The sequence below is a fragment of the Cupriavidus sp. GW823-FHT07A04 genome, assembly GCF_058794615.1.
The window spans coordinates 111,483-136,498 of record NZ_JBXAHA010000017.1; the positions used below are offsets into that span (position 1 = coordinate 111,483).

Sequence of the window (25,016 nt, forward strand, 5' to 3'; positions counted from 1 at the left end):
GCGTGTTCAAGCCGCGACCCGAACCGTTGCGGGACGCGGCGCTGGGCCGACGAGGCCGATCAACGGGTGGAAGCGCCAGGTTCTGGACGGCGCAACAATTGGCGCATCTCGCGCCCAAGGTGGAACATCACGTTATGGAAGCCAAGCAGGCCAATGCGCAGGATCTGGCCGGCGGCCAGCCCCGGGGCATCCGGCCGCTTGCGGCCCCACGAATCGATCCACGCGTCGGCTCGCGCAAAGGTGCACTGCACGAAAGCCATCTCCTCGCGCGGGCTCATTTCCGCCAGCTCCAGGCCGGTGTGCGTGTCGCCCTGGAACACCACCTTGGCGGGGAACATGTGCTCGTCGTTCTGCAGGTAGAGCGAGATCTGCACCTGCTCGCCGACGGCGGCCTTCATGCCCGGCGGCAGCCGCATGCCGATGCCGCCCTCGGCGAAGTCGATGGTCTCGCACACCAGCGTGCGGCCATCGGGAAAGTGCAGCGTGGCGGGCAGCTTCATCGCCACGCGGTGCGCCACGCGGATCTGGCGCGTCTCGCTGGCGACCGCAATCGAGGCGCCGAGGATGATCAGGTTGTAGAACGTCCAGATCAGGTTGAGCACCACCGTGGTGGCCTCGAACTGGTTCCACAGGAACAGCCGCAGGAAGCCCACCACCACGCCCAGCAAGTTGAACAGCAGCAGCACCAGGTAAGGCCGCGAAATCACCCAGTCGAAGTAGGCTTCCTCGATCACGCCGCCCTTGGGCGTCACGTTGAACTTGCCGGCCGCGGGGTTGACGAACGCCACCAGCACAGGCCGCATGATGTACCACGCCAGCACGGATTCGTAGACTTCGTTCCAGAACGAATGGCGGAACTTGCCCTGGATGCGTGAGTTGGTCATGTTCGCGTGCAACAGGTGCGGCAGCGCGAAGGTGGCAATGGTCAGCGCCGGGGCCTGGATCACGTGGGCGCCGAACAGCAGGTACGCCAGCGGCGCCGTCAGGAACACCAGCCGCGGCAAGCCGTAGAAGAAGTGCAGCATGGCATTGAGGTAGCACAGCCGCTGCGGGATCGACAGGCCCGGCCCGAACAGCGGGTTGTCCACCCGGCAGATCTGCGCCATGCCCCGGGCCCAGCGAATGCGCTGCCCGACGTGGCCGGAGAGGCTTTCCGTGGCCAGCCCCGCGGCCTGGGGGATCGCCAGGTAGGCGGTGCCGTAGCCCTTGCGGTGCAGCTTGAGCGCGGTGTGCGCGTCCTCGGTCACGGTTTCCACCGCGATGCCGCCCACTTCCAGCAGCGGCGCGCGGCGGATCACGGCGCACGAGCCGCAGAAGAAGGTAGCGTCCCACAGGTCGTTGCCGTCTTGCACCAGGCCGTAGAACAACTCGCCCTCGTTGGGGACTTCCTGGAAGGTGCGCAGGTTCTTCTCGAACGGATCGGGTGAGAAGAAATAGTGCGGCGTCTGCAGCATGGCCAGCTTGGGGTCCTTGAGGAACCAGCCCATGCTGATCTGCAGGAAGGAGCGCGTGGGAATGTGGTCGCAATCGAAGATCGCCACGTACTCGCCGTGCGTGCCCTTGAGCGCTTCGTTGATGTTGCCTGCCTTGGCGTGGCGATTGTGGTTACGCGTCACGTGGGTGACGCCGACCTTCTCGCAGAACTCGCGGAATTCCTCGCGCCGGCCGTCGTCCAGCACGTAGACGTTGATCTTGTCGCGCGGCCAGTCCAGCGCCATCGCCGCGAATACCGTCGGCTTGACCACCGACAGCGGCTCGTTGTAGGTCGGGATGAAGATATCCACGGTCGGCCAGCTCGCGGTGTCCGCGGGCATGGCCACCGGACGGCGCTTGAGCGGCCACGCGGTCTGGAAGTAGCCCAGCATCAGCACCACGAACGCGTAGATCTCTGCCAGCACCAGGCCAATGCCAAAAGCGGAGTCGAACCAGCCGCCCAGCCCCACCGTTTCCGTCAGGCGCCAGTACATGTAACGGCTGGAGGCCGCGATCGACAGGATCACCATCATCAGCGTGGCAAGGTGGCCCTTGACCCGGTTCAGCCAGACCGCCAGCCCGAAGCACACCGCGGCAAACCCGACCTGCTGCCAGAAATCCAGCGGCACCGTGATGACCAGCGCAAACATGAACAGCCCGGCCAGCAACGCCAGCCCCCGCGCCACAGCGCTATCCCAAAAGGGAAGCTCGACGAAGGTGTTGCCGAAACGCTGCAACGCGGCCGACAGCGCATTGGGCTTGTCGTTGCCCTTGCTTTTGACCTTGTCCTTGTTCTTGCCCTTGGCCCGCGCGCCCTTGGGCGCCGCGGCGGCTTTTGCCTTGGCTGGCTTCACGCGGCTTCTCCGTGAGCGGCCAGCGCCTGGCGCACCCATGCAGCGCAGCGCTGCAGGTCGTGCGTGGCCTGGCTGTGAGGGTTGTACTCGAGCACGCTGCGGTCGTAGGCCAGCGCCTCTGCCACCGCCTGGTCCTGGTGGATCACGCCCAGCACGCGCTCGCCCAGCTGGGCGCGCAGCACCTGCACCACGTCCTTGCCGAGCTGACGGCTCACGTCGACCTGGTTGATCACCAGCATATGGCCCAGGTAATCGGGCCGGCCCTCGCAATAGGTGCGGATCAGGTCTTCCATCAGGGGCATGGTGGCGTAGGACGCGGCGTCCGGCAGCGACACCATCAGGCACAGCAGCGCGCATGACAGTGCCTGGCGCATGTATGGCGACGGGCCCGGCGGCGTATCAATCACAACGACATCGTCGCGGCCCAGGCCAAGTCCGGCAAGCTGGGCGCGCAGCCATCCCGGATGGGTAGAGAGGTGCGCTTCAAACGCAGAGCGGTCCGTCTCGTTGAGCGAGCCGAACGGCATGACCAGCACACGGGAGCGGCCCTTGTACATGCTCTGCTGCCATGCTTCTCCGGCCAGCGTGGCGCGCGCATGCCCGGCAACTTCCTGCGGCGGCATGCCGAAATGCAGGCGCAGCGCATTCTGCGGATCCAGGTCCACGGCGAGTACGTTCTCGCCGGCAACCGCCAGCGCTTCAGCCAGGTTGGCCGACAGCGTGGTCTTGCCCACGCCGCCTTTGGCCGAGACAACAGCAATGATCTTCACGAGCGATTCAGCCGATCTAGAAAGGAGCGGCGCGCGGGTGCGCGCTCGCTGGTGGTGGCCGGCTCCTGGCGGCCTTCGAGGCGGGCGAACACCTTGGATAATTCGGTGTCGGCGGCGCGGGCTGGCTCAGCCGCCGACACCGCGGGCGCCGCCGGGGACCAAATGCGGGCCGGCTCGGGCTCGGGGGCAGCGACCGGGTTCGCTACGGCTGCGGGTTGGGGCGACGCTGCGGCAACTTCCGGCGTTGATCGCGGCATCGAGGCCGACGCCACCGGCGCCATGCCTTCCGGCGTGCGGAAACGCGGCATCATCGCCGAGGCGGCCGCGCCCGTTGCCGCCGGTGCGGCCGGGGGAGCAACCTGAGCGGCAGGAGCCTCGGCGGCGCGAGCCGGCTCCGCGGCAGGTGGAAGCTCGCCTGCCGGCAGGGCCGCGCGCCACAATGGCGCAGGCGGCGCGGCCGGCGCCGCTGCCGTGCCGGCAACGTCATGCGCAGGCGGCGCGGCGGGCTGCACAGGTGGCACCACGGCAGCGCGGTCGACCCGCACGGACGTCAGCAGCGGCCAGCGCTCGCGCGCCTGCGTCGCCGCGTCTTCGCGCACGATCTCTTTATATGACTCCGCCTTGCCGCCGAAACGCTGGAACAGCTTGGACAAATCGTCGGATTGACTCATGGGATCTCACTCACGCAAGGCAGTACGCCGGCGCGAAAACTGCCGCAAACGGCGGACGGCACTTCAACGCCCGAACCGGAACTCCACGCATCCGGTAGCATCGATCGGTGTACTTTGGCTGACCCGCAGGGTCTCGGACGAGCCGAGCATACGGAACCAGTGCTGGTACGCCCCCTCCAGAAATGCCGGCGACCAGGTGTCGGCTCCGTCTCCAAGCGCCGCGTTCAGCGGCGCGCAGAAATGCCGGACCACCAGGGCCCCCCCCACATCCTCGATGCTGGTCCAGCCCCAGTCCACATCCAGCCAGATCTGGGCGACGGCGCGCTCCAGCTCGGCAAGCGTCGCGCAGGCGCCAGGATCGAAACGCTTGGCAAAACGCGCGCCAACGCGCCACATCACGGCGCGCAGGCCGGCCACGTCCATGGACTCGGATAGTTCTTCGGCGAGCGCCGACAGTACATCACGCCATTGCGACGAGCAATGCCGCTCAGTGAGATATTGCAGAATTGCTTGATTCACCCCGAGATCCTGTTTTAATTGCTTACAGTCAATACTCTTCTTATTGTTGGAGCGCCATTTTCTTACCAACCCGGCGATCTGGGCAAATGCTTTGCGAGCGACAATGGCTATGTCCCATCCTCGCAACATCCACAACGGCAGCCCCCATGCCCCGATCCGGACGATTTCCCGCGCGGGTAGGCGCCACGGCCTTTCGCGGGCAGCCCAAGCCTGACAGTTTCCACGTCATGAGGGAACCCACCCCCTTCTGAAGCGGGGAACACTTCACATTGCCAGCCAAATGTCTCTACATTATCCGGTAAGGCGCTGTTGCCGGGCAGCGATGACCGCTCGCAGTGCCATTCTGGCGCGATAAATTGCAGACCAGTGCATGTTCTCCCAGCGGGGATATCGCGCGGCTTAGGGCGAGAAACGATAGGACAGGGCCCGAGGCAGTAAAGCAGGCGGCTGCGGACTAGTCCGGCATGACCTGCGCGCCAGGGCGGGCCGCGGCGACGAATGCATCGATCAGGCGCGCGCCGCGCCGTTCGCGCAAAAAATAAAGATACTCACTCATTTCCTCGCTACTATCCTCAAAATCCAGCATTTTCAGGTGTGGATGGCTTGGCACCTCGTGGCGGGCAATGACGGATACGCCGAGTCCGCGAATGACCGCCTCCCGGATCGATTCCCGGCTGCCGATTTCCATCGGCGTGGCAGGCACCACGCCCGCCCGACGCCGTAGGCCTCCTCCAGCGCACGGATCTGGGCGGTGATGGTCGGCTGCGGCAGGCCGAGCCGCTTGGCAGCCTGGGTCACGCTGCCGATGCGGGCGACCATGAAGAAGGACTTGAGCTGGGCAATGAGCATGCTGGAGACGCGTGGTGATAGCGCAGGTGAATCGGGCGCTGGGCCTCGGTGGCCGCGCCCGGCGCCAGGGATGACGCCGTTGCGGCCGGGGGCGTATTCTAAGGCGCGGGGATCTGTTGCCACGCCGCTTTCGACCGAACAGGAGAATGCCATGCCCGAGCGCAAGCAGGACGCCACCCGGATCGAGACCGACAGCCTGGGCGACATACCAGTATCAGCCCGGCACCTGTGGGGCGCGCAGACCGAGCGCTCGCGCCAGAACTTCCGCATCGGCAGCGAGACGATGCCGCCCGCGCTGATCGAAGCATTCGCCATCCTCAAGCTCTGTGCCGCGCGTGCCAACCGAGAGTTGCGCGTGCTCACGCCGGAACTGGCCCACGCCATCGAGGCGGCGGCGCAGGAGATCATCGCCGGCAAGTGGCCCGGGGAGTTCCCGCTCTCGGTCTGGCAGACCGGCTCGGGCACGCAGACCAATATGAACCTGAACGAGGTAATTGCCAACCGCGCGATCCAACTGCTGGGCGGCGAGCCGGGCGCGAAGCAGCCGGTGCATCCCAACGATCACGTCAACGCCAGCCAGTCTTCAAACGACAGCTTTCCCACGGCGATGCATATCGCCGCCACCCGGGCGATCCAGCTGCAACTGCTGCCCGCGCTGGAGCGCTTGCAGCAGGCGCTCGGGCGCAAGGTGGACGCGTTCAGCGACATCGTCAAGGTGGGCCGCACGCACTTGCAGGACGCCGTGCCGCTGACGCTCGGCCAGGAGTTCTCCGGCTACGAAGCCCAGGTGGGAGATGCCCAGTCGCGCCTGCGCCAGGCCATGCTGCGCGCCATGCCGGTGCCGCAGGGCGGCACCGCGGTGGGCACCGGGCTGAATGCGCCGCATGGTTTTGCCGCGGCCTTCGCGCGCGCGCTGTCGGACTACACGGGCCTGCCGTTCGAGCCCGCGCCGAACCGCTATGCGCTGCAAGCCTCGCACGATGCGCTGGCCGACCTGTCGGGCGCGCTCAATACCACGGCATCGTCCTTCCTGAAAATAGCGCGCGATTTCATGCTGCTCGGCTCCGGCCCGCGCGCGGGCCTTGCCGAACTGATCCTGCCGGCCAACGAACCTGGCTCTTCGATCATGCCGGGCAAGGTCAATCCCACCCAGGCCGAGGCGCTGGCCATGGTGTGCTGCCGGGTGATCGGCAACCACACCACCGTCACGCTGGCCAATGGTCTCGGCACGCTCGAGCTCAACGCGTACAAGCCCGTGATCATCTACAGCCTGCTGCAATCGGTCACGCTGCTTGCCGATGCCGCCGCGAGCTTTGCCGAACGCATGGTGCAAGGGGTACAGGCGGATCGCGAGCGCATCGCCGAGATGCTCGGGCGCTCGCTGATGCCCGTGACGGCACTCAACCCGTACATCGGCTACGACCGCGCCGCCGAAATCTCCAAGCTGGCGGTCACGCGAGGCCTACCGCTGCGCGAGGCGGCGCTTGCCTCCGGACATGTCACGGCGGCCCAGTTCGATGCATGGATCGACCTGAAGGGAATGACCAAGGAAATATGAGGCGCCGCTTAGCGCTGGCCCATCTCGCACACGGCGCAGACGGTAACGGCCGCACCACAGGTGAAGACCAGCATCACCAGCACCATCAAGGCGTCGACAAAGCTCATGCTGCCCGGCGCAATCACGCTGACCAGCCGCCAGCAGATCCAGGCGATCCATCCCAGCGCCGCGATGGCACTGCAGACCGCCAGGGTTGCACAGGCACGGTGCGTCAACCGGCGCCAGGAGGCAGCAGGAGCGGGAGCGCTTTCGTTATCGGATATGACAGTCTGCATCCGGATTCTCCTTAGCCAAGCCTTGCGGCCTTGGCAGAAAACGCCGGGGCCCGCATCGTATGCGCCTAAGAAGAGCCCAGCGCGGCGAGGCGCGCACGGAGCTATGAGGACGCATTGGGCCGCATTCGACAATCAGCGTGAGTGCCGCCAGAGTGCCGCCCGGACTGAGTATGGTTCGGCGAAAGCCGGTTGCCTATCGGTGGCCGTCTGACAAGGTGTCCGGGCCGGCTTTTGTTGCCGAAAGGCAAAAGCGTACCCGTTTCTGCGTGCCGTCAAACCCACCTGCAACGGCCAGGAAGGGGCTCGCGCCTACTTGCCCGCAGCCTTCTGCCGATAGCGCGCCAGTTCGGCGCCTAGCCACGGTGCGCTCTGCACCGGCTGGGCCTGGCCGCACTTGACCAGGTAAGGCTTGCCGCTGACGCTGCTCTTGCTCGCGCCCAGTTCGATAAAGCTCTCGCTGGTGCTGATGACGCCCTTGTCGGCCAGGTAGTCGTACTTCTTCTTGAGGTGGGCGGCCGCATCTGGCGCCGAATACCAGCTGCCATTGCGGTTGAACTGGCAATTCGAGCCCGCCAGGTAGCCAAAGAGATGGGTGACCTCGGCCTGCGTGGCGGCGGGCGGTGGCGCGGCGGCGGCGGGGGCCATGGGGGCCGCCAGCGCAGTGGCTAGCAGCAGGACGGACAGGAAGGCAGGCTTCATTTTCACGGAGTCGATAAGTCGCATCCGCTGCATTAGAGCGGTATTCCCGCTCCGGTTCAAGGCTTGACAAGCGGCCAGAGCGCCCGCCGCGCGGGCGGAACCAACTGCCGGCGCGGCAAAGCGTACCCGTTTCTGCGTAGCAATCCGGAGCGTCAGCCGATCGCGCCGCCGCCATCGAGCAGCACCGTCGAACCCGTGGCAAAGCCCGTCCCGGCCAGGTAAAGGATGGCCTGCGCCACGTCTTCTGGCTGGCCGATGCGCTGCGCCGGGAGCCGCGCGGCCACGTTTTCGAACATGGCCTTGCGCGCGGCGCCGTCCAGCTTGTCCCACAGCGGCGTGGCGATCAGGCCCGGAGAGACGGTGTTGACGCGCACCGGCGACAGTTCCAGCGCCAGCCCGCGGCTGAGCGCGTCCAGCGCGGCATTGATGGCGCCCTGCAGCACGGATGCCTTGCTCGGCCGCACGCCCAGGAAGCCCGAAACCAGCGTCAGCGAGCCATGCGCGCTGATCGGCACCAGGCGCGCCACGCGATAGGCGCCCCAGAACTTGCTGTTCATCGCGGCGTAAGCATCGGCCAACGGCAACTGGCGCACCGGACCGGTGGGCGTCTGCGCGGCGGAGATCACAACGTGGTCCCACGGGGTGGCGCCGTCCATGAACTGCGCCACGCTGGCGTCGTCGGTGATATCGACCGTGGCGCCGCTGACCGTGCCGGCGCTGGCCAGCGTGCGTACAGCGGCATCGACTTTTTCCTGCGAGCGCGAGGCGATCGTGACGCTGGCGCCGCGCTCGGCAAAGGCAGCCGCGGTGGCCAGGCCGATGCCGGAACTGCCGCCAACCACCAGCACCCTGGCGTTCTTGAAATCGGGAAACATGGCAAGACTCCTTGAATTTCCTTCAATGGCCAATCCATGCGGCAGGAAGGAAGGCCGCATGCTTGCCAGCCATTATGGTCACGGCGCGCCGGCGGATCATCCACCCAGGATTGGAAGCACTCTTGGCAAGCATTTGATAATCGATGGCGCGCCGGAGCACGCCAGCAAGCCCGGCGCGCCGCCGCTACAATGCTGCGGTGCAGCTTAGGCCTCGTCCCGGGGCCGCTCACCCTCCTCCCAGCCGTCGCCAACGGCCCCGAAACAATCTCCTGCCCATCATGAAGCCGCTCCTGCTCGTCCTCAGCCACGTCAGCGCACAGCATCTGTCCTCGATTGCCGAACAATACGAGGTGCTCTACGCGCCCGACAGCGCGGCCCGTGCCACGCAGGTCCGGGAGGCCGGCGCCCGCGTGCGCGCGGTGCTGACGATCGGCACGGTCGGCCTCACCGCCGCGGAGATCGACGCCATGCCCGCGCTGGAGCTGGTGTGCGCGCTGGGCGCGGGGTACGAGAACATTGCCGTGGCCCACGCCCGCGCGCGCGGCATCGTCGTGGCCAACGGTGCCGGCACCAACGACAGCTGCGTGGCGGACCACGCCATGGCGCTGCTGCTAGCCACCGTGCGCGCCATCCCGGCGCTGGACCAGGCCACGCGCGCCGGCAAGTGGCGCACCGCGCTGCCGCTGCAGCCCAATGTGTCGGGCAAGCGCATGGGGATTCTCGGCCTCGGCACCATCGGCCAGCGCATTGCGCAGCGCGGCCTGGGCTTCGACCTGGAGGTGGGGTATCACAACCGGGCCCCGCGCGACGACGCGCCGTATCGCTATTTCGACAGCCTTGGCGCGCTGGCCGAATGGGCCGACTACCTGATCATCGCCACGCCCGGCGGCGCGGGCACCCGCCACCTGGTCGACGCCAAGGTGCTGGCCCAGCTGGGCCCGGGCGGCTTCGTGGTCAATATCGCGCGCGGCAGCGTGCTTGACACCGCGGCGCTGGCGGATGCCCTGCGCGCCGGCAAGCTCGGCGGCGCCGGACTTGACGTGTACGAGACCGAGCCCGAGCCACCCGCCGAGCTGTTCGACTGCCCCAATGTGGTCCTGACCCCGCACGTGGCAGGCAGGTCGCCGGAAGCCATCGACGCTTCAGTGCGGCAGTTCCAGGAGAACAGCCGGCTGCATTTTGCCGGCGAGCCTGTGCTTACACCGGTCGGCTGACGAGAGGCCCCGCCGCGCGCTCAGGCGACGGGAAACGCCACCCGCACGCGCAGCCCGGGCGCGGCGTCTTCCAGCGAGACGCGCGCGCCGTGCGATTGCGCGATCTCCGCCACGATGGCCAGGCCCAGCCCGCTGCCCCCGGTGGGCGCTTCCGGCACCCGGTAGAAGCGGTCGAACACGCGCGCGCGCTCGGCGGCGGGAATTCCCGGCCCGTCGTCCTGCACGATCAGTTCCGCGCTCTGCGTATCCGATTCTCCTCCGCCCGTCATGGCCCGTCCCCGGCCAACCAGCACATCGACCCTGCCGCCTGCCGGCACATAGCGCAGCGCATTGTCGACCAGGTTGGTCAACAGGATGCGCAGCGCATCGACGTCGCCGCGCACCATGGCCGGCCCGGCCGCGGCGTCGAGCCCCAGGTCGATGTGGCGGTCGAGCGCGGCCTGGGTCATCTCCGCCACCACGCTTTGCGCCAGCGCGCGCAGGTCCACCGGCTCATGCGGGGGCGCTGCCGCGCCGGGCTCCTGGCGCGCCAGCGTGAGCAACTGGGCCACCATGTGCGTGAGCCGCTCCAGCCCCTGGCGCAGCTTGCCCACGGCCTCCTGCCGCTCCTCGGCCGTATCGGCGCGCTCCACCAGCTGGGCCTGCAACTGCAGCGCGGCCAGCGGCGTGCGCAGCGCGTGCGCGGCGTCAGCCACGAAGGCGCGCTGGGTATCGATGGCGTGGGACAACCGCGCCAGTAGCTGGTTGAGCGCCTCGGTCAACGGCGCGATCTCGTCCGGCATGCTGCTGACCGCCAGCGGGGCCAGGGCGTTGGCGTCACGCTGGCGCACCCCGGCGGCGATCTCGCGCAAGGGCCGCAGGCCACGTCCCACGGCCACCCACACCAGCCAGCCGATCAGCGGCAGCAGCAATAGCAGGGGCGCCACGGTGCGCAGCGCCATGCGCGCGGCTACCTCGCTGCGCGCCGACATCGGCTGGGCAATCTGCACCACGCCGAGCCCGAGCTGCACGCTGTAGATCCGCCATTCGCCCTGCGCGGTCTTGACGTTGGAAAATCCCAGCTCGGCGCGCGGCGGCAACGCGGGATGCGCGTGCGACAGATACAGGCTGCGGCCGGAGCCATCCCAGATATGGATCACGACGTCTTCATCGGCATGGAACAGGCTGTCGCTAGGCGAGCCCGGCGCGCCGGGCGACTGCTGCGCAACGAACGGCGGCATCACCGGATCGGCAAACTGGCTGGGCAGCGCGGCGGCCACCTGCTTCATCTGGTAGTCGAACAGTGCGTTGGCTTCCTGCCGGGCCTGCCCGTAGATCAGCGCAGTGGCAATGGCGATGCCGGCCAGCAGGCCCAGGGCAAGCCACCACAGCAGGGTTCTCTGGATGGAACGCATCAGCCCGCGCCCCCGGCTTCGAGCTTGGGCACCACATAGCCCACGCCACGGATATTGCGGATCAGCCCCGCGCCGAATTTCTTGCGCAGCGCGTGGATGTAGACTTCCACCGTGTTGCTGCCCACTTCATCGCCCCAGCCGTACAAGCGCTCCTCCAGCTGCGCCACCGACCACACCTTGCCGGGCCGCGCCAGCAGCGCCGAGAGCAAGCCGAACTCGCGCGCCGACAAACGCACCGCCTCACCGTCAAGGGTGGCCTCGCGGGTCACGGGATTGATCACGATGCCGCCGTAGCGCAGCAGCGGCTCCGCCCGGCCTTCGGCGCGGCGCACCAGCGCGTGCATGCGCGCGGCCAGTTCCTGCAGGTCGAAGGGCTTGACGAGGTAGTCGTCGGCGCCGGCGTTCAGCCCCGCCACGCGATCGGCCACGGCGTCGCGCGCGGTCAGGATCAGCACCGGCGTATTCACGCCACGCGCGCGCAGCGCGGCGAGCACCTCCAGCCCGGAGCGGCGCGGCAGGCCCAGGTCGAGCAGGATCAGCGCATAGCAGGCCTCGCCCTCGGGGCCGCCCGACTGGGTGGCCGCGGCCAGGCCGGCCTCGCCGTCCTGCACCCAGTCCACCGCGAAGCCTTCCTGGCGCAGTGCCAGCTTCACGCTATCGCCGATCATGGCGTCGTCTTCCACCAGCAACACTCGCATGGTCAGGTCCGGATCAGGCAGGGTTAGGTTGGTTGGCCGGGTTGGCTTGGCTGGCACCATCGCCATCGCCGTCGACGCCATGCGTGATCGCTTCGTCCAGCGCCTGCGCCAGTCCGGGCAGCGCCGGGTATTGCGCGTTGATGACGTAAACCGGCAGGCTTTCCAGGTACGCGCTCAGCCGCCCCTTGGCGGTAAAGCGCGCGTTGAACGCGGAGTTGCGCAGCGCGGGCACGAAGCGCGGCACGATGCCGCCACCCAGGTAAACACCGCCACGCGCACCCAGTACCAGCGCAATATCAGCCGCCACGGAACCCAGCAAGCCGCAAAACACGGCAAGCGCGCGCTCGCAGAGCGGGTCGTGCCGGTGGATCGCGCCTTCGGTTACCTCTGCCGGCTCGAGCTGGCGCGCCAGGGGCGTACCCGTTTCTGCGTGCAACGCGGCATGTATCAGCGACAGCCCCATGCCCGACAAAAGACGCTCGGCGGAGACACGGCCGAAGGCCTGGCGGGCCGCGCGCCACGCGGTCCATTCGTCTTCGGTCTCAGGCATCAGCTCGATATGGCCGCCCTCGCCGGCCAGCGCCACGGCCGGCCCGGAGCGCGCGGGCACCAGCCCGGACACGCCCAGCCCGGTGCCCGGGCCCACCAGCGCGAGCGGCGCACCGGCCACGGCCACGCCCTGGCGCATCAGCGTCAGGTCCTGCGCGCCAAGGTGTGGCAAACCCAGTGCCAACGCGGTGAAATCGTTGATGGCCAGCAGCAGGTCCAGGCCCAGCGAGCGCTGCATCTGCGAGATGGAAAACGCCCAGGCGTGATTGGTCAGCTTGACGCGATCGCCGGTCACCGGGTTGGCGAGGCCAACGGCCGCGTGGCGCGGCCTGGCGCTACCGGCCGGCAAGCCGCCGAGGTAATGCTGCATGGCAGCCTCGAGCGAGGGGAAATCGGCCACTTTGAGCGCGGTCACCGGGCCGATGCGCTGCGGCGCGGTTTCCAGCGCAAAGCGCACATTGGTGCCGCCGACATCGCCCAGCAGGCGTGGAAAGTTCTGCATGGCATCAAGCCGAGAAGACATCGGTGCCATGCCGGTGCCGGCTCAGCACCAGGCTGATGGGCAGCGCCGGGATGGGTCCCTTGCAGGCGCGTGCGAACACGGCTGTCTTGACGGGTCCCGCGAACGACAGGAAGACGCGCTCGGCGGCCAGTAGCGCCGCCAGGTTCAGCGTGATGCGCGCGTGCGGCGCCTCGCGCGGATGCGTCACCATATAGCCCGGCTGCGGCTCGGCAAGAGCCTGCTGCAACTCGGGCGCCTCGGGAAACAGCGAGGCGGTGTGGCCATCCTCACCCATGCCCAGCACGATCACGTCGGGCTGGCGCCAGGCCGCGTTCAGCCGGGCCACCGCGCTGGCCGGGTCGGCCGCTTCGGCGGCGTCGGCCACCAGCGGCACGAAGGCCGCCTTGCCAGCCGCCTCGCGCAGCAGGTGGCGGCGCACCAGCGCGCCATTGCTGTCGTCATGGTCGGGCGGCACCACGCGCTCGTCGACCAGCGTGATGGTGACCGCGTCCCAGCGGATGGTGCGATGGCGCAGGCGCTCGAACATCGCCACCGGCGAGCGGCCGCCGGACACCGCCAGCACCGCCCAGCCGTTCACGCCGATGGCGATCTCCAGCGCGTGGGCTACCGAGATCGCCATTGCTTCGGCCAGGTCCGCCTCGGAGGTATGTTCGTAGCGTCGCATGGGCAGTGTCTCCTGTTCGAATGAGGGTCTATCAATGATCAACGGGCGCGGCTCACACCTCTTCGTGCCAGAGCGAGCCGTCGCGCGACATCAGTGCGGACGAGGAAGCCGGGCCCCACGTGCCGGCGGTATACGCCTTGGGCGGCACGGTGCTGCCTGCCCACGTATCGATGATGGGCTCGACCCAGCGCCAGGCCTGCGCCTGTTCGTCGCGCCGCACGAACAATCCGAGGCGGCCGCGAATGACATCGAGCAGCAAGCGCTCGTAGGCGCCCGCGCGGCGCACCTTGAAGGAGTTGGCGAAGTCCAGGTCGAGCGAGGTGCCCGTGAGCGCCACCGTATCGCCGGGCTGCTTGACCAGGAAATACAGGCGGATGCTTTCCTCCGGTTGCAGCCGGATCACCAGCCGGTTCTGCGGCGACAAGGTCAGCGGGCGCGGGAAGATGGCATGTGGCACATCGCGGAAGTGGATGACGATCTCCGCCACGCGCGACTGCATGCGCTTGCCGGTGCGCAGGTAGAACGGCACGCCGGACCAGCGCCAGTTGGCGATCTCGGCCTTGATGGCGACAAAGGTCTCGGTATGGCTGTCGGGCGCGATGCCCTTCTCGTCGAGGTAGCCCACCACCGGCTTGCCGCCCACGGCGCCGGCCCGGTACTGCCCGCGCACGGTTTTCTCGGCCACGTCCTGCGGCGTGATGGGCTTGAGCGCCTTGAGGATCTTGATCTTTTCGTCGCGGATCGCATCCTCGGACAGGCTGGAGGGCGGCTCCATCGCCACCATGCACAGCAGTTGCAGCAGGTGGTTCTGCACCATGTCGCGCAGCGCGCCGGTGTTGTCGTAGAACTCGCCGCGCGTTTCCACGCCAAGCTCCTCGGCGATGGTGATCTGCACGTCCTGCACCCATTCGCGGCGCCACAGCGGCTCGAACAGCGCGTTGCCGAAACGGATCGCCATCAGGTTCTGCACCGACTCCTTGCCCAGGTAGTGGTCGATCCGGTAGATCTGGTCTTCGGCGAAGTACTGCGCCACGGCCGAGTTGATCGCATCGGACGAATGCAGGTCGTGCCCGAGCGGCTTCTCCAGGACGATGCGGACATTGGGATGATTGAGCCCGGTGCGCGCGAGCTGCTCGCAGATGGGGACAAAGATATGCGGCCCGGTGGCGAGATAGCACACCACCACCTCTGGCGAGCGCTGCAGCACCTTGGCCGCCAGCGCGTCGAAGTGCTCGGGCACGCGGGCGTCGGCCTGCACATAGCTGATGCGCGCAAGGAAGGTGGCCCAGGCTTCGGGCGGTGCATGCTCAAGACCCGGCCGCACGCTCTGCTCCAGCGAGCCGACGTAGTCTTCGGTGGAAAGGGGATGGCTGCCGGTGGCAAGAATGCGGGCGTTGGGATGAAGCAAACCCGCGCGGTGTGCATCGAACAGCGCCGGCAGCAGCTTGCGCCGCGCCAGGTCCCCGGTGCCGCCGAACAGCACCATGTCGAAATCGGGCATGCTCACCCTGTACTCCTTGTCTTGGCCAACGTGGGTGCGGCGCAAGAGCCCGGCGGGGCCTGCGGGGTTCCAGGAACACCAGCGCGCGTCACTTTACTGAGTGCCGCGGTGCGCCGCATAAGTTCCGGCCAGTTTAGTTGAGTCGCTGCCGCTTGGCGAGGCGTGGAACGCTTGCGCCACCCGGCGCGGAACCCGAGATTTGCCGCCTGCGCGCACTAGCCGGCCAGCAGATCCACCCACAGGCCGCGAGCCTGGAGTTGGTAGGCGCGCGTGGCCTCGATCAGGGCGCGGCGGGGCGCCGGGTCCATGATGGCCTCGGGCAATAGCGGATCGCGCACGATGGCGCGGATGATGGCACGGCCCACCAGCATGGCTTCGCGCGCGCCGGCATCCGGCGCCATGCGCGCCAGCTTGGCCCGGCTGCGCTCAAGTTGCGCCAGCGCGCGGCGATAGGCGGATTGCAGTGCCGGCACGTCCCACAACTGGGGCATGCGCGCGGCGGCATCGGCATCGAACTCGCGGCCCACGAATAGCAGGCCGGCGCTGGCCATCCCGAGGCGGGACAGCGCGGCGCGCATGGCCGGGGCACCGCCCGCGAGATTGTCCGGGCGCACGTTGATGCCGGCGGCCAGCACCCGAAAGCCGGACAACGACAGCGCGCGCGCATGGTGGCGCCAGGCGGTCTTCTCGCTGCGCGCCACGGCGGCGTCCTGCACCACCAGCCAGTCGCCGCCCCAGTGCCCCAGCCGGCTCTCTTTTTCAAACCAGTGCTCGACCTCATCGTAGACCGGGTTGCCTTCCGGCAACACCGCGTAGCAGCCGCGCTCCGTCTTGACGATGCGGCCCTGGCGCTGCAGGCGCGTCAGCGCCACCCGCACGCTAGGCGTGCCGATGCCCATCACCTCAGCGCCGCGCGCCAGCGCCTGCACCGGCAGGGTACGCTCCGGATGGCCGTAGAGCAGGTCCAGGACCAGGTCGGTCGCCGAGGGCTCGCGGATTTCTATTTCATGCATGGGTCGAAAGCGGGAGCAACGTGGGCGGTAAAGGATGCCGCGAAGGGTAAACCAGAAATATTTCTTTTCTTGGCATAAATATATCATTCGGCGAAATATTTATGCATGTGGAAAAACACCTAGAAAGTACCCGATTCGTACAATTCACCCTTGCCAGGCGCAGGCACCGAGGATACGAGCATGGATAGTAAGCCCAGTCAGCCCAACCAGTATGTCAGGACCGAAACGTCCGGCCCGGTCCTCACCATCATTCTGGACCGCGCCGACAAGCGCAACGCCGTGGACGGCCCGATGGCGCTGGCGCTGCGCGAGGCATTCACCCGGTTCGAATCCGACCCGGCGCTGCGCGTGGCCGTGCTGTGGGGCGCGGGCGGCCATTTCTGCGGCGGCGCCGACCTGTCGGCGGTGAGCGACCCGGCGCGCCGTCACGAACTGGATCCACAAGGCGGTGGCTCGGGCCCGATGGGCCCGAGCCGGATGGCGCTGTCCAAGCCGCTGGTGGCCGCGGTCAGCGGCTATGCGGTAGCGGGCGGGCTCGAGCTGGCGCTGCTGGCGGACCTGCGCGTGGCGGAGCGCGATGCGGTCTTCGGCGTGTTCTGCCGGCGCTGGGGCGTACCGCTGATCGACGGCGGCACGGTGCGCTTGCCGCGCATCGTCGGCATGGGCCGCGCGCTCGACATGATCCTGACCGGCCGCCCGGTGCCCGCCGAGGAAGCGCTCGCCATGGGGCTGGCCAACCGCGTGGTCGAGCCAGGCCAGGCCCGCGCCGCGGCCGAGGCGCTGGCGCATGCGCTCGCCGCCTTCCCGCAGCGCTGCATGCTGGCGGACCGGGCCTCCGCCTACGGGCAATGGGACCTGCCGCTAGCCGACGCACTGCGGGCCGAAGGCGCCAACGGCACGCCGATCGTGTTCGAGGAGGGCATCCCGGGCGCCGCCCGCTTTGTCGGGGGTGCCGGCCGCCACGGCAATTTCTCCGGCTAGGCAGGCATCGGGAACGGGGACGGGAACGGGCCAAACACGCCCCGGCTCGACAAAGCGTACCCGTTTCTGCGTAGCTGAACCGGGACGCAATGGCCATGGAATCAGCCCTGTGCCGCCAGCGCCGAACTCAGCCCACCATGCATGGCCGGCCCGGCAGCCACGATCCCCTGGCACCCCCAGGTAAACGGCTTGCCATCCAGCGCGGTCACCACACCACCCGCCTCGGTTACCAGCAACGCGCCTGGCAACCAGTCGTAGTAGTCCTGCCCGCACTCCCAGTAGCCATCTAACGCGCCACCGGCAACCAGCGCCAGCAACAACGATGTGGGACCGTATACGCGCTGCCCAAACACCTGCGGCAACAAACGGCCAAAGCGATCCAGAAAGGCCGCGGTATCGCTACGCACCTGCCCTGGCCAGTTGGGATGCGCCGTGGAGATCAGCGCCGAGGCCAGATCTCCACGCGCATTGGCCCGCAATGGCGCCCCGTCGCAATCGGCGCCCTGGCCGGCCACCGCCCGATACGTCCGCCCGGTGGCCGGGTCATGCACCAGCGCCAGTGCTGGCACCCCCTCTATCACCAGGCACAGCGCAATGGTCCAGCCCGGCATGCCGCTCAAGTAGTGCAGGGCACCATCGATGGGGTCGCAAACCCAGTAAGCGTCGGCATGCTCCGGTGCCTGCTGCTCGCCGCTCTCCAGTTCCTGGTCGGAGAACGGGATCTGCGGCCAGCGCTCCAGCAAGGCCCTTTTCAGCGCCGAGCCGACGGCGCCGCTGTGCTGGTCGAACGCCGCCCGCAGGGCCTGGAAGTCAGCGGGGGCGCTGCGTGGCTGCTGCGTGCGCAGCCGCCGGCCTTGCTGGGCAAGCAAGGTGCTCAGGCTATCGAGCACAGCCACCACGGGCTGGCCGAGACGTTCGGAAAGGGGCTGAGTGTTGATGTTGGTGTTGGTGTTGGTGTTGACGTTGGCATTCACGATGCATCGCTCCTGGCTGGGTTGGAGCAGCCAGTCTAGGCAGTTGCCGCGTTGCCATCTAACGATAGAATGCCAACTTATATTCGAAACGGGCCAAACCGATGTCGCTACGAGAAATCCGGCCGATCGCGCATGAAGCCGCCCGGGAACAGGTGCCGCATGCGCATGCCGAGGGCCAGCTGTTCACCGTGAAGTCCGGCGTGGTCAGCATCGAGGCCGGTGGCGGGCGCTGGCTGATGCCAACCGGCTGCATCGGCTGGGTGCCGCCGTATACATCGCACGGTGCGCGCATCCATGGCGCGATGACCGGAATGAGCCTGTATTTCAACGAGGCATGGAGCCGCGCCGCCATGCCGGAAACCCTCAAAGTGGTACGCCTGTCGCCGCTGCTGGCCGCGCTGCTCGACACGCTGGCGCAAGCCGAGCCGCCGTCCGGGCCGGTGCGCGAGCACTACCTGGCGGTCTTTGCCGATGACTTCATCCGCCAGCCGGCGCAAACACTGTTCCTGCCCATGCCCCAGGAGCCGCGCCTGCTGCGCATGGCCACCGCCTTGCTGGCCAGCCCGGACGACAACACCGGCCTGGATGGTTGGGCGGCGCGCATCGGCATGGCCCGCCGCACGCTCACCCGCCACTTTCAGGCCGACACCGGCTGGAGTCTGGCGCAATGGCGACAGCAGTTGCGCATGCTGGCGGCCATGGAGCGGCTGGTGGCAGGCGAAAGCGTCACTACGGTCGCGCTCGGCCTGGGCTACGCCAGCGTCAGCAGCTTCATTGCCCTGTTCCGCCGTTACACCGGCACCACGCCGCGTGCCTACCTGGCACTGGGCAAGGACTAAGGTACGACAGGCACGGAGCGCCTCTCGCGGGTGCAGCAAGCGCCAACCCACCCGCTCTTGTATGCTACGGCTATTGCCGCCGAAGAAGCCTGACCGCGCCATGAGCCACAAATCCCGCAGCCTCCTGCAGTCGATCTTCAGTCACCCGCTCAGCAACAACATCCACTGGCGCGAGGTGGAGTCGCTGCTGCAACAACTCGGCGCGAAGGTCGAGCCGATCCAGGGCGCCCGCTTCAGGGTGGTGCTCAACGAGTATGAGTTCTACCTTCATCACCCGCACCATGGCAATGTCTGCGCCAAGCAGGAGATCAAGCACCTGCGCGATTGCCTGGTCGCCGCCGGCGTCAGCCCTCCCGACGGCGACGACAAGCCGAAGTGACCCGGCGCTTGACCGGGCAGGCCCCGCGGCAAACCCCGGCACGGCCATCCTCTTCGGCCGCCAAGGCCAACCATTGCCCCAGCCCATCCATTCCTACGGATTTCCATGACCAATCTTTCCGCCTTCCTCGTTACCAATAAGTGGCCCGCCTTGCGCCCGGAGCGAATCCAGCTCTATTCGCTGCCCACGCCCAATGGCGTCAAGGTCTCGATCATGCTCGAGGAAACCGGCCTGCCGTACGAACCGCACCTGGTGCGCTTCGACACCAATGACCAGTACACGCCGGAATTCCTCTCGATCAGCCCCAACAACAAGATTCCCGCCATCCTCGACCCGAACGGCCCCGGCGACCAGCCGCTGGCCCTGTTCGAATCCGGCGCGATCCTGCTCTATCTCGCCGACAAGAGCGGCAAGTTCATCCCGCAAGATCCCGCCGGCCGCTACGAGACCATCCAGTGGCTGATGTTCCAGATGGGGGGCATCGGGCCGATGTTCGGGCAACTGGGATTCTTCAACAAGTTCGCCGGCAAGGAATACGAGGACAAGCGCCCGCGCGACCGCTATGTCGCGGAAGCCAAGCGCCTGCTGGCCGTGCTCAACGGACGCCTCGCGGACCGCGCCTGGATCATGGGCGACACCTACACCATTGCCGACATCGCGACCTTCCCCTGGGTGCGCAACCTGATCGGGTTCTACGAGGCCGGCGAGTTGGTCGGCATCCAGGACTTCCCCCACGTCACGCGCGCGCTCGAAGCCTTCCTGGCGCGTCCCGCGGTGGCAAAGGGCCTGGATATCCCGAAGCGCGTCTAAACCAACCCGGAGCCACACCAGTGCCGCTGATTCAGCTTGACGACCTTGCCGCCGCGCTGCCCAGCGCATGGAAGTCCACAGTCTTGGGCCAGGTCGGCCCCGCCCGCATCAAGGTTCTGCGCATGGATGAACAAGCGTATGAAGCGGAGACGCACGACTACAACGAAGGCCTGCTCGTGGTGAGCGGACGGCTCATGTTGCAAGTGCAAGGCGAAGCCGGCACGGTTGTCGTCGAGCCCGGGCAGATGTACCTCGCCCTTGCCGGCATCCCCCATGCCGTGCTGCCCGGCAGCCACGGCACGCTGGTGATCGTCGACATCTGAGCGAGCCTGTGCGCCCCGGCGGATGATGCCGCGCCGGTGGCCAAGGGGCGGGCACCCACGCGGCGCCCGCCCGATTGCAGCTGCCGTCAGACTCAGCCAGCCATCTCCACCACCGCCGCGGCTGGTGCCGCGGCATAGTGATCGAGCTGCATGGCAAAGCTGGCGCGGCCCGAGGTCAGCGCGCGCAGGCTGCCGATGTAGCCGAACAGGCTGGCCAGCGGCACATGCGCCTCCACCACCGTGGTGTTGCCGCCACCGCGTTGCGATTGCCCGCGCACCATGCCCCGGCGCCGGTGGATATCGCCGATGACGTCGCCCACATGATCGGCGGGCGTCACCACTTCCATGCACATCACCGGCTCCAGCACTACGGGCGCAGCCTGCCGCGCGGCTTCGCGGAAGGCGGACGCGGCCGCGGTCTCGAAGGCCAGGGCCGAGGAGTCGCGCTCGTGATAACTGCCGTCCAGCAAGATGGCCTGGACATCCACCACCGGGTAGCCCGCGAGCACGCCCTGCGCGGCCGCGCGCCGGATGCCGGCCTCCACCGCCGGCACGAACTCGCGCGGCACCGCGCCACCGCTGATGCGGCTCTCGAACCGGACGCCCTCGCCACGCGCCAGCGGCTCGAAGCGCAGCACCACTTCCGCGTACTGTCCCGGGCCACCGCTTTGCTTGCGATGCAGGTAGCGCGCGTCGGCGGCGCGGGTCAGCGTTTCGCGATACGCCACCTGCGGGCGGCCTACCGTGACCTCCACATGAAAGCGCGTGCGCAGCTTCTCCAGCGTGACCTCCAGCTGCAGCTCGCCCATGCCGGACAGCAACGTCTGCCCGCTCTCCGGATCCTGGCGCAGGCGCAGGCTCGGATCTTCCTGCAGCAGCACTTGCAGGCCGCGCGACAAGCCGGCCTGGTCGGACTGGCTCTTCGGCTCGATGGCCACGTCGATCACCGGCTCGGGCGCGTCGATCGTCTCCAGCACCATGGGGTGCGCGGGATCCGTCAGCGTGTCGCCGGTGATGGTGGCCTTGAGGCCCGCTATCGCCACAATATCGCCGGCCACGGCGACCCGCAGTTCCTGCTTGCGGTCCGCGTGCATCTCGTACAGCCTTGCCACCCGCTCGCGCTTGCCATTGCCCGCGTTGAGCACGATGTCGCCGGCAGCGAGCCGTCCGCGATACACGCGCACGAACGTCAGCGTGCCGTGCGCGTCGTGCACGACCTTGAAGGCGAGCGCCACCAGCGGCTGGTCCGCGTGCGCGCTCACTGCATGACGGCCCGCTTCGCCAGGTGCAGGCAGGTACGCTGTCACCGTATCGAGCAGCGGCTCCACGCCCTTGTTCTTGAAGGCGGAACCCGCCAGCACGGGCACCACGGCGCCGCTGATGGTCGCGCGCCGGATGGCTGCGCGCAAGGCGTCACTGGCTGGCTCGCGGCCCGCCAGGTAGTCTTCCAGCAAGGTATCGTCCTGCTCGGCCAGCGTTTCCAGCAAACGCTGGCGCCAAGCCGCGGCCTGCTCCGCCAGCGCCTGCGGCACGGCATCGGTCACGTAGCCCGTGCCGCCTTGCCATAGCAGGGCCTGCATGGTGACGAGATCGACCACGCCGTGGAAATCGCCTTCGCGGCCGATCGGCAACTGCAGCACGAGCGGCACCACGCCGAGGCGTTCCTCGATCATGGCGACCACGCGCAGGAAATCCGCACCGGTGCGATCCAGCTTGTTGATGAAGGCCAGGCGCGGCACGCGGTAGTGGTCCGCCAGGCGCCAGTTGGTCTCCGTCTGCGGCTCCACGCCGGCCACGCCGTCGAACACCACCACGGCGCCGTCGAGCACGCGCAGCGAGCGGTTCACCTCGATGTTGAAATCGATGTGGCCCGGGGTATCGATCAGGTTGATCTGGTGTCCGCGCCAGAACACGGTGGTGGCCGCGCTGTTGATGGTGATGCCGCGCGCCTGCTCCTGTGGATCGAAATCCATGGTGGCGGCGCCGTCATGCACCTCGCCCAGCCGGTGGCTGGCACCGGTGTAGAACAGGATGCGTTCCGACGTGGTGGTCTTGCCCGCGTCCACGTGGGCAATGATGCCGATGTTCCTGAGATTCCTGCTTTCCTTCCTGCTTTCGTTTCTGCTTTCCATGATGGGCTGCCTGAATGCAAACACCCTGGCGGGTGCGTGCCTGCCAGGGTGCTTGTGGTCCCTGGGAGGCGATCTACGAGGCCTCCCGGACTGCATGTGCAGCCAGGAGGCTATGGGATCGCTTGCGAGGCGGCGCCAGCATGCCGCATGCGGCACGCAATGGTCTCGGTGACTACGCCAGACGACGCCGTTACCGCACCAAGGGACGAGCGCAAGCCCCCGTTCCCTTGGCCGGTTTGAATCGTGGCAATCAACTTGTCGTAGGTACGCATGGCGTGTCAGATGGTGGCGAAACAAAAAAACAAAACCCCGGCGGGCCTGCGGGCCGTCCGGGGTTGGCGATGATCGGTTTCGTCGTTCCCGGAACTGGCCTTGCAGCCTTCCGGGCGGGACGCTCGGAAGACTAGACGTGAATAGCCAGCAGCACGCGTTCACCGTGAGGTGCCGCGGCAAACGCTGCGATGGCGGGGCGTTGCGCTGCTTGCTTCATGTCGTTTGAACTCCAGAGAATGCGGCGGAGTCTAGCACTTGTGGAGAAAACGTGCAGCGGCTCATACTGGCGCCAAGCACGCACCAACCGCGCACCAACCGTGCGCCCCTCCCCAAAGTGCACTAGGCTAAAAAAGGCACCCACGCAGGAGATCCCCATGCCAAGTCACCCAGTCCTGGAACGGGTCACCGCCCGCATCGTCGCGCGCAGCGCCGCCACCCGCCAGACCTACATGGATCGCACCCGCGCCATGGCGGGACAGAAGGTGGAGCGCGCGCACCTCTCGTGTACCAACCTGGCGCACGCCGTGGCGGCCATGCCTGAGCAGGCCAAGATCCGCCTGAAAGCGCAGGAGCGCCCCAACCTCGCCATCGTCTCCTCCTACAACGACATGCTGTCGGCGCACCAGCCCCTGGCGGAGTATCCGCAATGGCTCAAGGAAGCCGCGCTGGAGGCGGGCGGCACCGCGCAATTCGCCGGCGGCACGCCCGCCATGTGCGATGGCGTGACGCAGGGCCAGGACGGCATGGATCTCTCGCTGTTCTCGCGTGACGTGATCGCGCTATCCACCGCGGTGGCGCTGTCGCACCAGATGTTCGACGCCGCGCTGTACCTCGGCGTGTGCGACAAGATCGTGCCGGGGCTGGTGATGGGCGCGCTGTCGTTCGGCCACCTGCCCGCCATCTTCGTGCCAGGCGGCCCCATGACCACCGGCATCGGCAACGAGGAAAAGGCGCGCGTGCGCCAGCGCTATGCCGAGGGCAAGCTCAGCCGCGCGGAGTTGCTGGAGGCAGAGAGCCAGTCGTATCACGGCCCGGGCACCTGCACCTTCTACGGCACCGCCAACTCCAACCAGATGCTGATGGAGATCATGGGCCTGCACCTGCCCGGCACTGCCTTCGTCAATCCCAACACGCCGCTGCGTGAAGCCCTCACGCGCGAATCCGCGCGTCAGGCGCTACGCCTTGTGCATGGCGGCGATCGCTATACGCCGGTGGCGGACGTGCTCGACGAGCGCGCCTTCGTCAATGGCATCGTCGGCCTGCTGGCCACTGGTGGCTCCACCAACCATACGTTGCACCTGGTGGCAATGGCGCGCACTGCGGGCATCGTGCTGGGCTGGGACGATTTTGCCGAGCTATCGGAAGTGGTACCGCTGCTGGCGCGCGTGTATCCGAACGGCAGCGCGGATGTGAACCAGTTCCAGGCCGCCGGCGGACTCGGGCTGGTGATTCGCGGCTTGCTGCAGCTTGGCCTGCTGCACGACAACGTGACCACCGTGGTCGGCAAGGGCCTGGCCGACTACACGCGCGAGCCGGTGCTGCGCGATGGCCAGCTCACCTGGATCGACGGGCCCGAAGCGCCGCTGGACGACACCATCGTGCGCGCCGCCGGCCAGCCATTCGCGCCGGAAGGCGGCATCAAGCTGCTCGACGGCAATATCGGCCGCGCCGTGCTGAAGATCTCGGCGGTCAAGCCCGAGCACCACATCGTGCAAGCCCCGGCAATGGTGTTCCACACGCAAGACGCGCTGATCGAAGCGTTCAAGCGCGGCGAGCTGGAGCGTGACTTTATCGCGGTGCTGCCATGGCAAGGGCCAGCCGCCTGCGGCATGCCGGAGCTGCACAAGCTCACACCCACGCTGACCGTGCTACAAGACCGCGGCTTCCACGTGGCGCTGGTGACGGACGGACGCATGTCCGGCGCGTCGGGCAAGGTGCCTGCCGCCATCCATGTGTGCCCCGAGGCATTGAGTGGTGGCGGCATCGCCCGTGTGCGCGATGGCGACCCCATGCGCGTGGACGCGCATGCGGGCGTGCTCACGGTGCTGGTGCCCGAAGCGCAATGGGCCGCGCGCTCGGTGACGCCGCCCGACCTCTCGGCCAACCGGCACGGCGTGGGACGCGACCTGTTCGCCAATTTCCGGCGTCATGTGAGCACGGCGGAGGCGGGGGCCTGCTCGCTGTTTGCCGAGGAAGGCTGACGGGA

General features: G+C 67.7%; 23 protein-coding genes and 2 pseudogenes. 8 read left to right on the plus strand and 17 right to left on the minus strand.

Annotated elements, in window-relative coordinates; all coding sequences use genetic code 11:
* Positions 1–59 precede the first annotated feature (59 nt).
* The 6 genes and pseudogenes from bcsA to AC1Q7Q_RS27580 all read right to left on the minus strand — a co-directional run.
* Entirely contained in the window at positions 60–2,327 is a 2,268-nt protein-coding gene (gene bcsA, locus AC1Q7Q_RS27555) for a UDP-forming cellulose synthase catalytic subunit (protein WP_492371942.1), read from the minus strand.
* Positions 2,324–3,097 carry a cellulose biosynthesis protein BcsQ gene (gene bcsQ, locus AC1Q7Q_RS27560; protein WP_492371941.1) on the minus strand — a complete coding sequence of 258 codons (774 nt, stop codon included), beginning with the start codon at positions 3,095–3,097 and terminating at the stop codon, positions 2,324–2,326. The genes bcsA and bcsQ overlap by 4 nt, the downstream gene beginning before the upstream one ends.
* A complete protein-coding gene (gene bcsP, locus AC1Q7Q_RS27565; RefSeq protein ID WP_492371940.1) occupies positions 3,094–3,768 on the minus strand; it encodes a cellulose biosynthesis protein BcsP in 675 nt (224 codons plus the stop codon). The genes bcsQ and bcsP overlap by 4 nt, the downstream gene beginning before the upstream one ends.
* A 63-nt stretch (positions 3,769–3,831) precedes the next feature.
* Positions 3,832–4,287, minus strand: a complete 456-nt coding sequence (gene bcsD / locus AC1Q7Q_RS27570; protein WP_492387238.1) for a cellulose biosynthesis protein BcsD — start codon at positions 4,285–4,287, stop codon at positions 3,832–3,834.
* Positions 4,288–4,741: 454 nt separating this feature from the next.
* Positions 4,742–5,002, minus strand: a pseudogene (locus AC1Q7Q_RS27575) (LysR substrate-binding domain-containing protein); the annotation flags it as partial.
* A 59-nt stretch (positions 5,003–5,061) separates the two neighbouring features.
* Positions 5,062–5,406, minus strand: a pseudogene (locus AC1Q7Q_RS27580) (hypothetical protein); the annotation flags it as partial.
* Here AC1Q7Q_RS27580 and AC1Q7Q_RS27585 point away from each other — a divergent pair.
* The gene (locus AC1Q7Q_RS27585) at positions 5,288–6,694 is read left to right on the plus strand and encodes a class II fumarate hydratase (RefSeq protein WP_492371938.1); all 1,407 of its coding nucleotides are present in this window, start codon (positions 5,288–5,290) and stop codon (positions 6,692–6,694) included. The pseudogene AC1Q7Q_RS27580 and the gene AC1Q7Q_RS27585 overlap by 119 nt on opposite strands.
* An 8-nt stretch (positions 6,695–6,702) precedes the next feature.
* Here the strand turns inward: AC1Q7Q_RS27585 and AC1Q7Q_RS27590 are convergent, their stop codons facing one another.
* The 3 genes from AC1Q7Q_RS27590 to AC1Q7Q_RS27600 all read right to left on the minus strand — a co-directional run bounded on the left by AC1Q7Q_RS27590 (position 6,703) and on the right by AC1Q7Q_RS27600 (position 8,543).
* Positions 6,703–6,969, minus strand: a complete 267-nt coding sequence (locus AC1Q7Q_RS27590) for a hypothetical protein (protein WP_492371937.1) — start codon at positions 6,967–6,969, stop codon at positions 6,703–6,705.
* A 309-nt stretch (positions 6,970–7,278) separates the two neighbouring features.
* Positions 7,279–7,668, minus strand: coding sequence for a YfeK family protein (locus tag AC1Q7Q_RS27595; protein WP_492371936.1), 390 nt, complete (start codon positions 7,666–7,668; stop codon positions 7,279–7,281).
* Positions 7,669–7,820: 152 nt separating this feature from the next.
* The gene (locus AC1Q7Q_RS27600) at positions 7,821–8,543 is read right to left on the minus strand and encodes an SDR family oxidoreductase (RefSeq protein WP_492371935.1); all 723 of its coding nucleotides are present in this window, start codon (positions 8,541–8,543) and stop codon (positions 7,821–7,823) included.
* Positions 8,544–8,821: 278 nt separating this feature from the next.
* Here AC1Q7Q_RS27600 and AC1Q7Q_RS27605 point away from each other — a divergent pair, with 278 nt between their 5' ends.
* On the plus strand, positions 8,822–9,757 hold the full coding sequence (locus tag AC1Q7Q_RS27605) for a 2-hydroxyacid dehydrogenase (RefSeq protein ID WP_492371934.1): 936 nt from the start codon (positions 8,822–8,824) through the stop codon (positions 9,755–9,757).
* A gap of 20 nt (positions 9,758–9,777) precedes the next feature.
* Here the strand turns inward: AC1Q7Q_RS27605 and AC1Q7Q_RS27610 are convergent, their stop codons facing one another.
* From AC1Q7Q_RS27610 to AC1Q7Q_RS27635, 6 genes are all read right to left on the minus strand, one after another.
* The gene (locus AC1Q7Q_RS27610; protein ID WP_492371933.1) at positions 9,778–11,151 is read right to left on the minus strand and encodes an ATP-binding protein; all 1,374 of its coding nucleotides are present in this window, start codon (positions 11,149–11,151) and stop codon (positions 9,778–9,780) included.
* Positions 11,151–11,849, minus strand: coding sequence for a response regulator transcription factor (locus tag AC1Q7Q_RS27615; RefSeq protein WP_174425788.1), 699 nt, complete (start codon positions 11,847–11,849; stop codon positions 11,151–11,153). The genes AC1Q7Q_RS27610 and AC1Q7Q_RS27615 overlap by 1 nt, the downstream gene beginning before the upstream one ends.
* A 13-nt stretch (positions 11,850–11,862) precedes the next feature.
* Positions 11,863–12,921 carry a glucokinase gene (locus AC1Q7Q_RS27620; protein WP_492371932.1) on the minus strand — a complete coding sequence of 353 codons (1,059 nt, stop codon included), beginning with the start codon at positions 12,919–12,921 and terminating at the stop codon, positions 11,863–11,865.
* The gene (pgl, locus tag AC1Q7Q_RS27625) at positions 12,905–13,585 is read right to left on the minus strand and encodes a 6-phosphogluconolactonase (RefSeq protein WP_492371931.1); all 681 of its coding nucleotides are present in this window, start codon (positions 13,583–13,585) and stop codon (positions 12,905–12,907) included. Before pgl ends, AC1Q7Q_RS27620 begins: the two co-directional genes overlap by 17 nt.
* 52 nt (positions 13,586–13,637) lie before the next feature.
* The gene (zwf, locus tag AC1Q7Q_RS27630; RefSeq protein WP_492371957.1) at positions 13,638–15,086 is read right to left on the minus strand and encodes a glucose-6-phosphate dehydrogenase; all 1,449 of its coding nucleotides are present in this window, start codon (positions 15,084–15,086) and stop codon (positions 13,638–13,640) included.
* A 215-nt stretch (positions 15,087–15,301) separates the two neighbouring features.
* Entirely contained in the window at positions 15,302–16,099 is a 798-nt protein-coding gene (locus tag AC1Q7Q_RS27635; RefSeq protein ID WP_492371930.1) for a PaaX family transcriptional regulator, read from the minus strand.
* 180 nt (positions 16,100–16,279) lie between these two features.
* Here AC1Q7Q_RS27635 and AC1Q7Q_RS27640 point away from each other — a divergent pair, with 180 nt between their 5' ends.
* Positions 16,280–17,080, plus strand: coding sequence for a crotonase/enoyl-CoA hydratase family protein (locus AC1Q7Q_RS27640; protein WP_492371929.1), 801 nt, complete (start codon positions 16,280–16,282; stop codon positions 17,078–17,080).
* A gap of 101 nt (positions 17,081–17,181) precedes the next feature.
* On the opposite strand, the gene AC1Q7Q_RS27645 is transcribed toward AC1Q7Q_RS27640, so the two are convergent.
* Positions 17,182–18,054, minus strand: coding sequence for an inositol monophosphatase family protein (locus AC1Q7Q_RS27645; RefSeq protein ID WP_492371928.1), 873 nt, complete (start codon positions 18,052–18,054; stop codon positions 17,182–17,184).
* A 101-nt stretch (positions 18,055–18,155) separates the two neighbouring features.
* On the opposite strand from AC1Q7Q_RS27645, the gene AC1Q7Q_RS27650 reads away from it, so the two are divergent.
* The 4 genes from AC1Q7Q_RS27650 (at position 18,156) to AC1Q7Q_RS27665 (ending at position 20,405) form a co-directional block, all read left to right on the plus strand.
* Positions 18,156–18,893, plus strand: a complete 738-nt coding sequence (locus AC1Q7Q_RS27650; RefSeq protein ID WP_492371927.1) for a helix-turn-helix domain-containing protein — start codon at positions 18,156–18,158, stop codon at positions 18,891–18,893.
* Positions 18,894–18,993: 100 nt separating this feature from the next.
* Positions 18,994–19,272: a type II toxin-antitoxin system HicA family toxin gene (locus AC1Q7Q_RS27655; protein ID WP_174425730.1), complete on the plus strand. Its 279-nt coding sequence runs from the start codon at positions 18,994–18,996 to the stop codon at positions 19,270–19,272.
* Between the two features lie 105 nt (positions 19,273–19,377).
* The gene (locus AC1Q7Q_RS27660) at positions 19,378–20,082 is read left to right on the plus strand and encodes a glutathione S-transferase N-terminal domain-containing protein (protein ID WP_150989243.1); all 705 of its coding nucleotides are present in this window, start codon (positions 19,378–19,380) and stop codon (positions 20,080–20,082) included.
* 20 nt (positions 20,083–20,102) lie between these two features.
* Positions 20,103–20,405: a cupin domain-containing protein gene (locus AC1Q7Q_RS27665; RefSeq protein ID WP_492371926.1), complete on the plus strand. Its 303-nt coding sequence runs from the start codon at positions 20,103–20,105 to the stop codon at positions 20,403–20,405.
* Between the two features lie 92 nt (positions 20,406–20,497).
* On the opposite strand, the gene fusA is transcribed toward AC1Q7Q_RS27665, so the two are convergent.
* Positions 20,498–22,537 carry an elongation factor G gene (gene fusA, locus AC1Q7Q_RS27670; RefSeq protein WP_492371925.1) on the minus strand — a complete coding sequence of 680 codons (2,040 nt, stop codon included), beginning with the start codon at positions 22,535–22,537 and terminating at the stop codon, positions 20,498–20,500.
* A 647-nt stretch (positions 22,538–23,184) separates the two neighbouring features.
* On the opposite strand from fusA, the gene edd reads away from it, so the two are divergent.
* Positions 23,185–25,011, plus strand: coding sequence for a phosphogluconate dehydratase (gene edd, locus AC1Q7Q_RS27675; RefSeq protein ID WP_492371924.1), 1,827 nt, complete (start codon positions 23,185–23,187; stop codon positions 25,009–25,011).
* Positions 25,012–25,016: the final 5 nt, after the last annotated feature.

Coding starts and splice junctions, on each gene's coding strand:
- AC1Q7Q_RS27660 (WP_150989243.1), top strand. CDS start 19,378: ATGACCAATCTTTCCGCCTTCCTCGTTACCAATAAGTGGCCCGCCTTG.
- AC1Q7Q_RS27605 (WP_492371934.1), top strand. CDS start 8,822: ATGAAGCCGCTCCTGCTCGTCCTCAGCCACGTCAGCGCACAGCATCTG.
- AC1Q7Q_RS27600 (WP_492371935.1), bottom strand. CDS start 8,543: ATGTTTCCCGATTTCAAGAACGCCAGGGTGCTGGTGGTTGGCGGCAGT.
- AC1Q7Q_RS27620 (WP_492371932.1), bottom strand. CDS start 12,921: ATGTCTTCTCGGCTTGATGCCATGCAGAACTTTCCACGCCTGCTGGGC.
- fusA (WP_492371925.1), bottom strand. CDS start 22,537: ATGGAAAGCAGAAACGAAAGCAGGAAGGAAAGCAGGAATCTCAGGAAC.
- AC1Q7Q_RS27640 (WP_492371929.1), top strand. CDS start 16,280: ATGGATAGTAAGCCCAGTCAGCCCAACCAGTATGTCAGGACCGAAACG.
- AC1Q7Q_RS27655 (WP_174425730.1), top strand. CDS start 18,994: ATGAGCCACAAATCCCGCAGCCTCCTGCAGTCGATCTTCAGTCACCCG.
- AC1Q7Q_RS27585 (WP_492371938.1), top strand. CDS start 5,288: ATGCCCGAGCGCAAGCAGGACGCCACCCGGATCGAGACCGACAGCCTG.
- bcsP (WP_492371940.1), bottom strand. CDS start 3,768: ATGAGTCAATCCGACGATTTGTCCAAGCTGTTCCAGCGTTTCGGCGGC.
- pgl (WP_492371931.1), bottom strand. CDS start 13,585: ATGCGACGCTACGAACATACCTCCGAGGCGGACCTGGCCGAAGCAATG.
- AC1Q7Q_RS27635 (WP_492371930.1), bottom strand. CDS start 16,099: ATGCATGAAATAGAAATCCGCGAGCCCTCGGCGACCGACCTGGTCCTG.
- AC1Q7Q_RS27595 (WP_492371936.1), bottom strand. CDS start 7,668: ATGAAGCCTGCCTTCCTGTCCGTCCTGCTGCTAGCCACTGCGCTGGCG.
- AC1Q7Q_RS27650 (WP_492371927.1), top strand. CDS start 18,156: ATGTCGCTACGAGAAATCCGGCCGATCGCGCATGAAGCCGCCCGGGAA.
- AC1Q7Q_RS27610 (WP_492371933.1), bottom strand. CDS start 11,151: ATGCGTTCCATCCAGAGAACCCTGCTGTGGTGGCTTGCCCTGGGCCTG.
- AC1Q7Q_RS27615 (WP_174425788.1), bottom strand. CDS start 11,849: ATGCGAGTGTTGCTGGTGGAAGACGACGCCATGATCGGCGATAGCGTG.
- AC1Q7Q_RS27590 (WP_492371937.1), bottom strand. CDS start 6,969: ATGCAGACTGTCATATCCGATAACGAAAGCGCTCCCGCTCCTGCTGCC.
- edd (WP_492371924.1), top strand. CDS start 23,185: ATGCCAAGTCACCCAGTCCTGGAACGGGTCACCGCCCGCATCGTCGCG.
- zwf (WP_492371957.1), bottom strand. CDS start 15,086: ATGCCCGATTTCGACATGGTGCTGTTCGGCGGCACCGGGGACCTGGCG.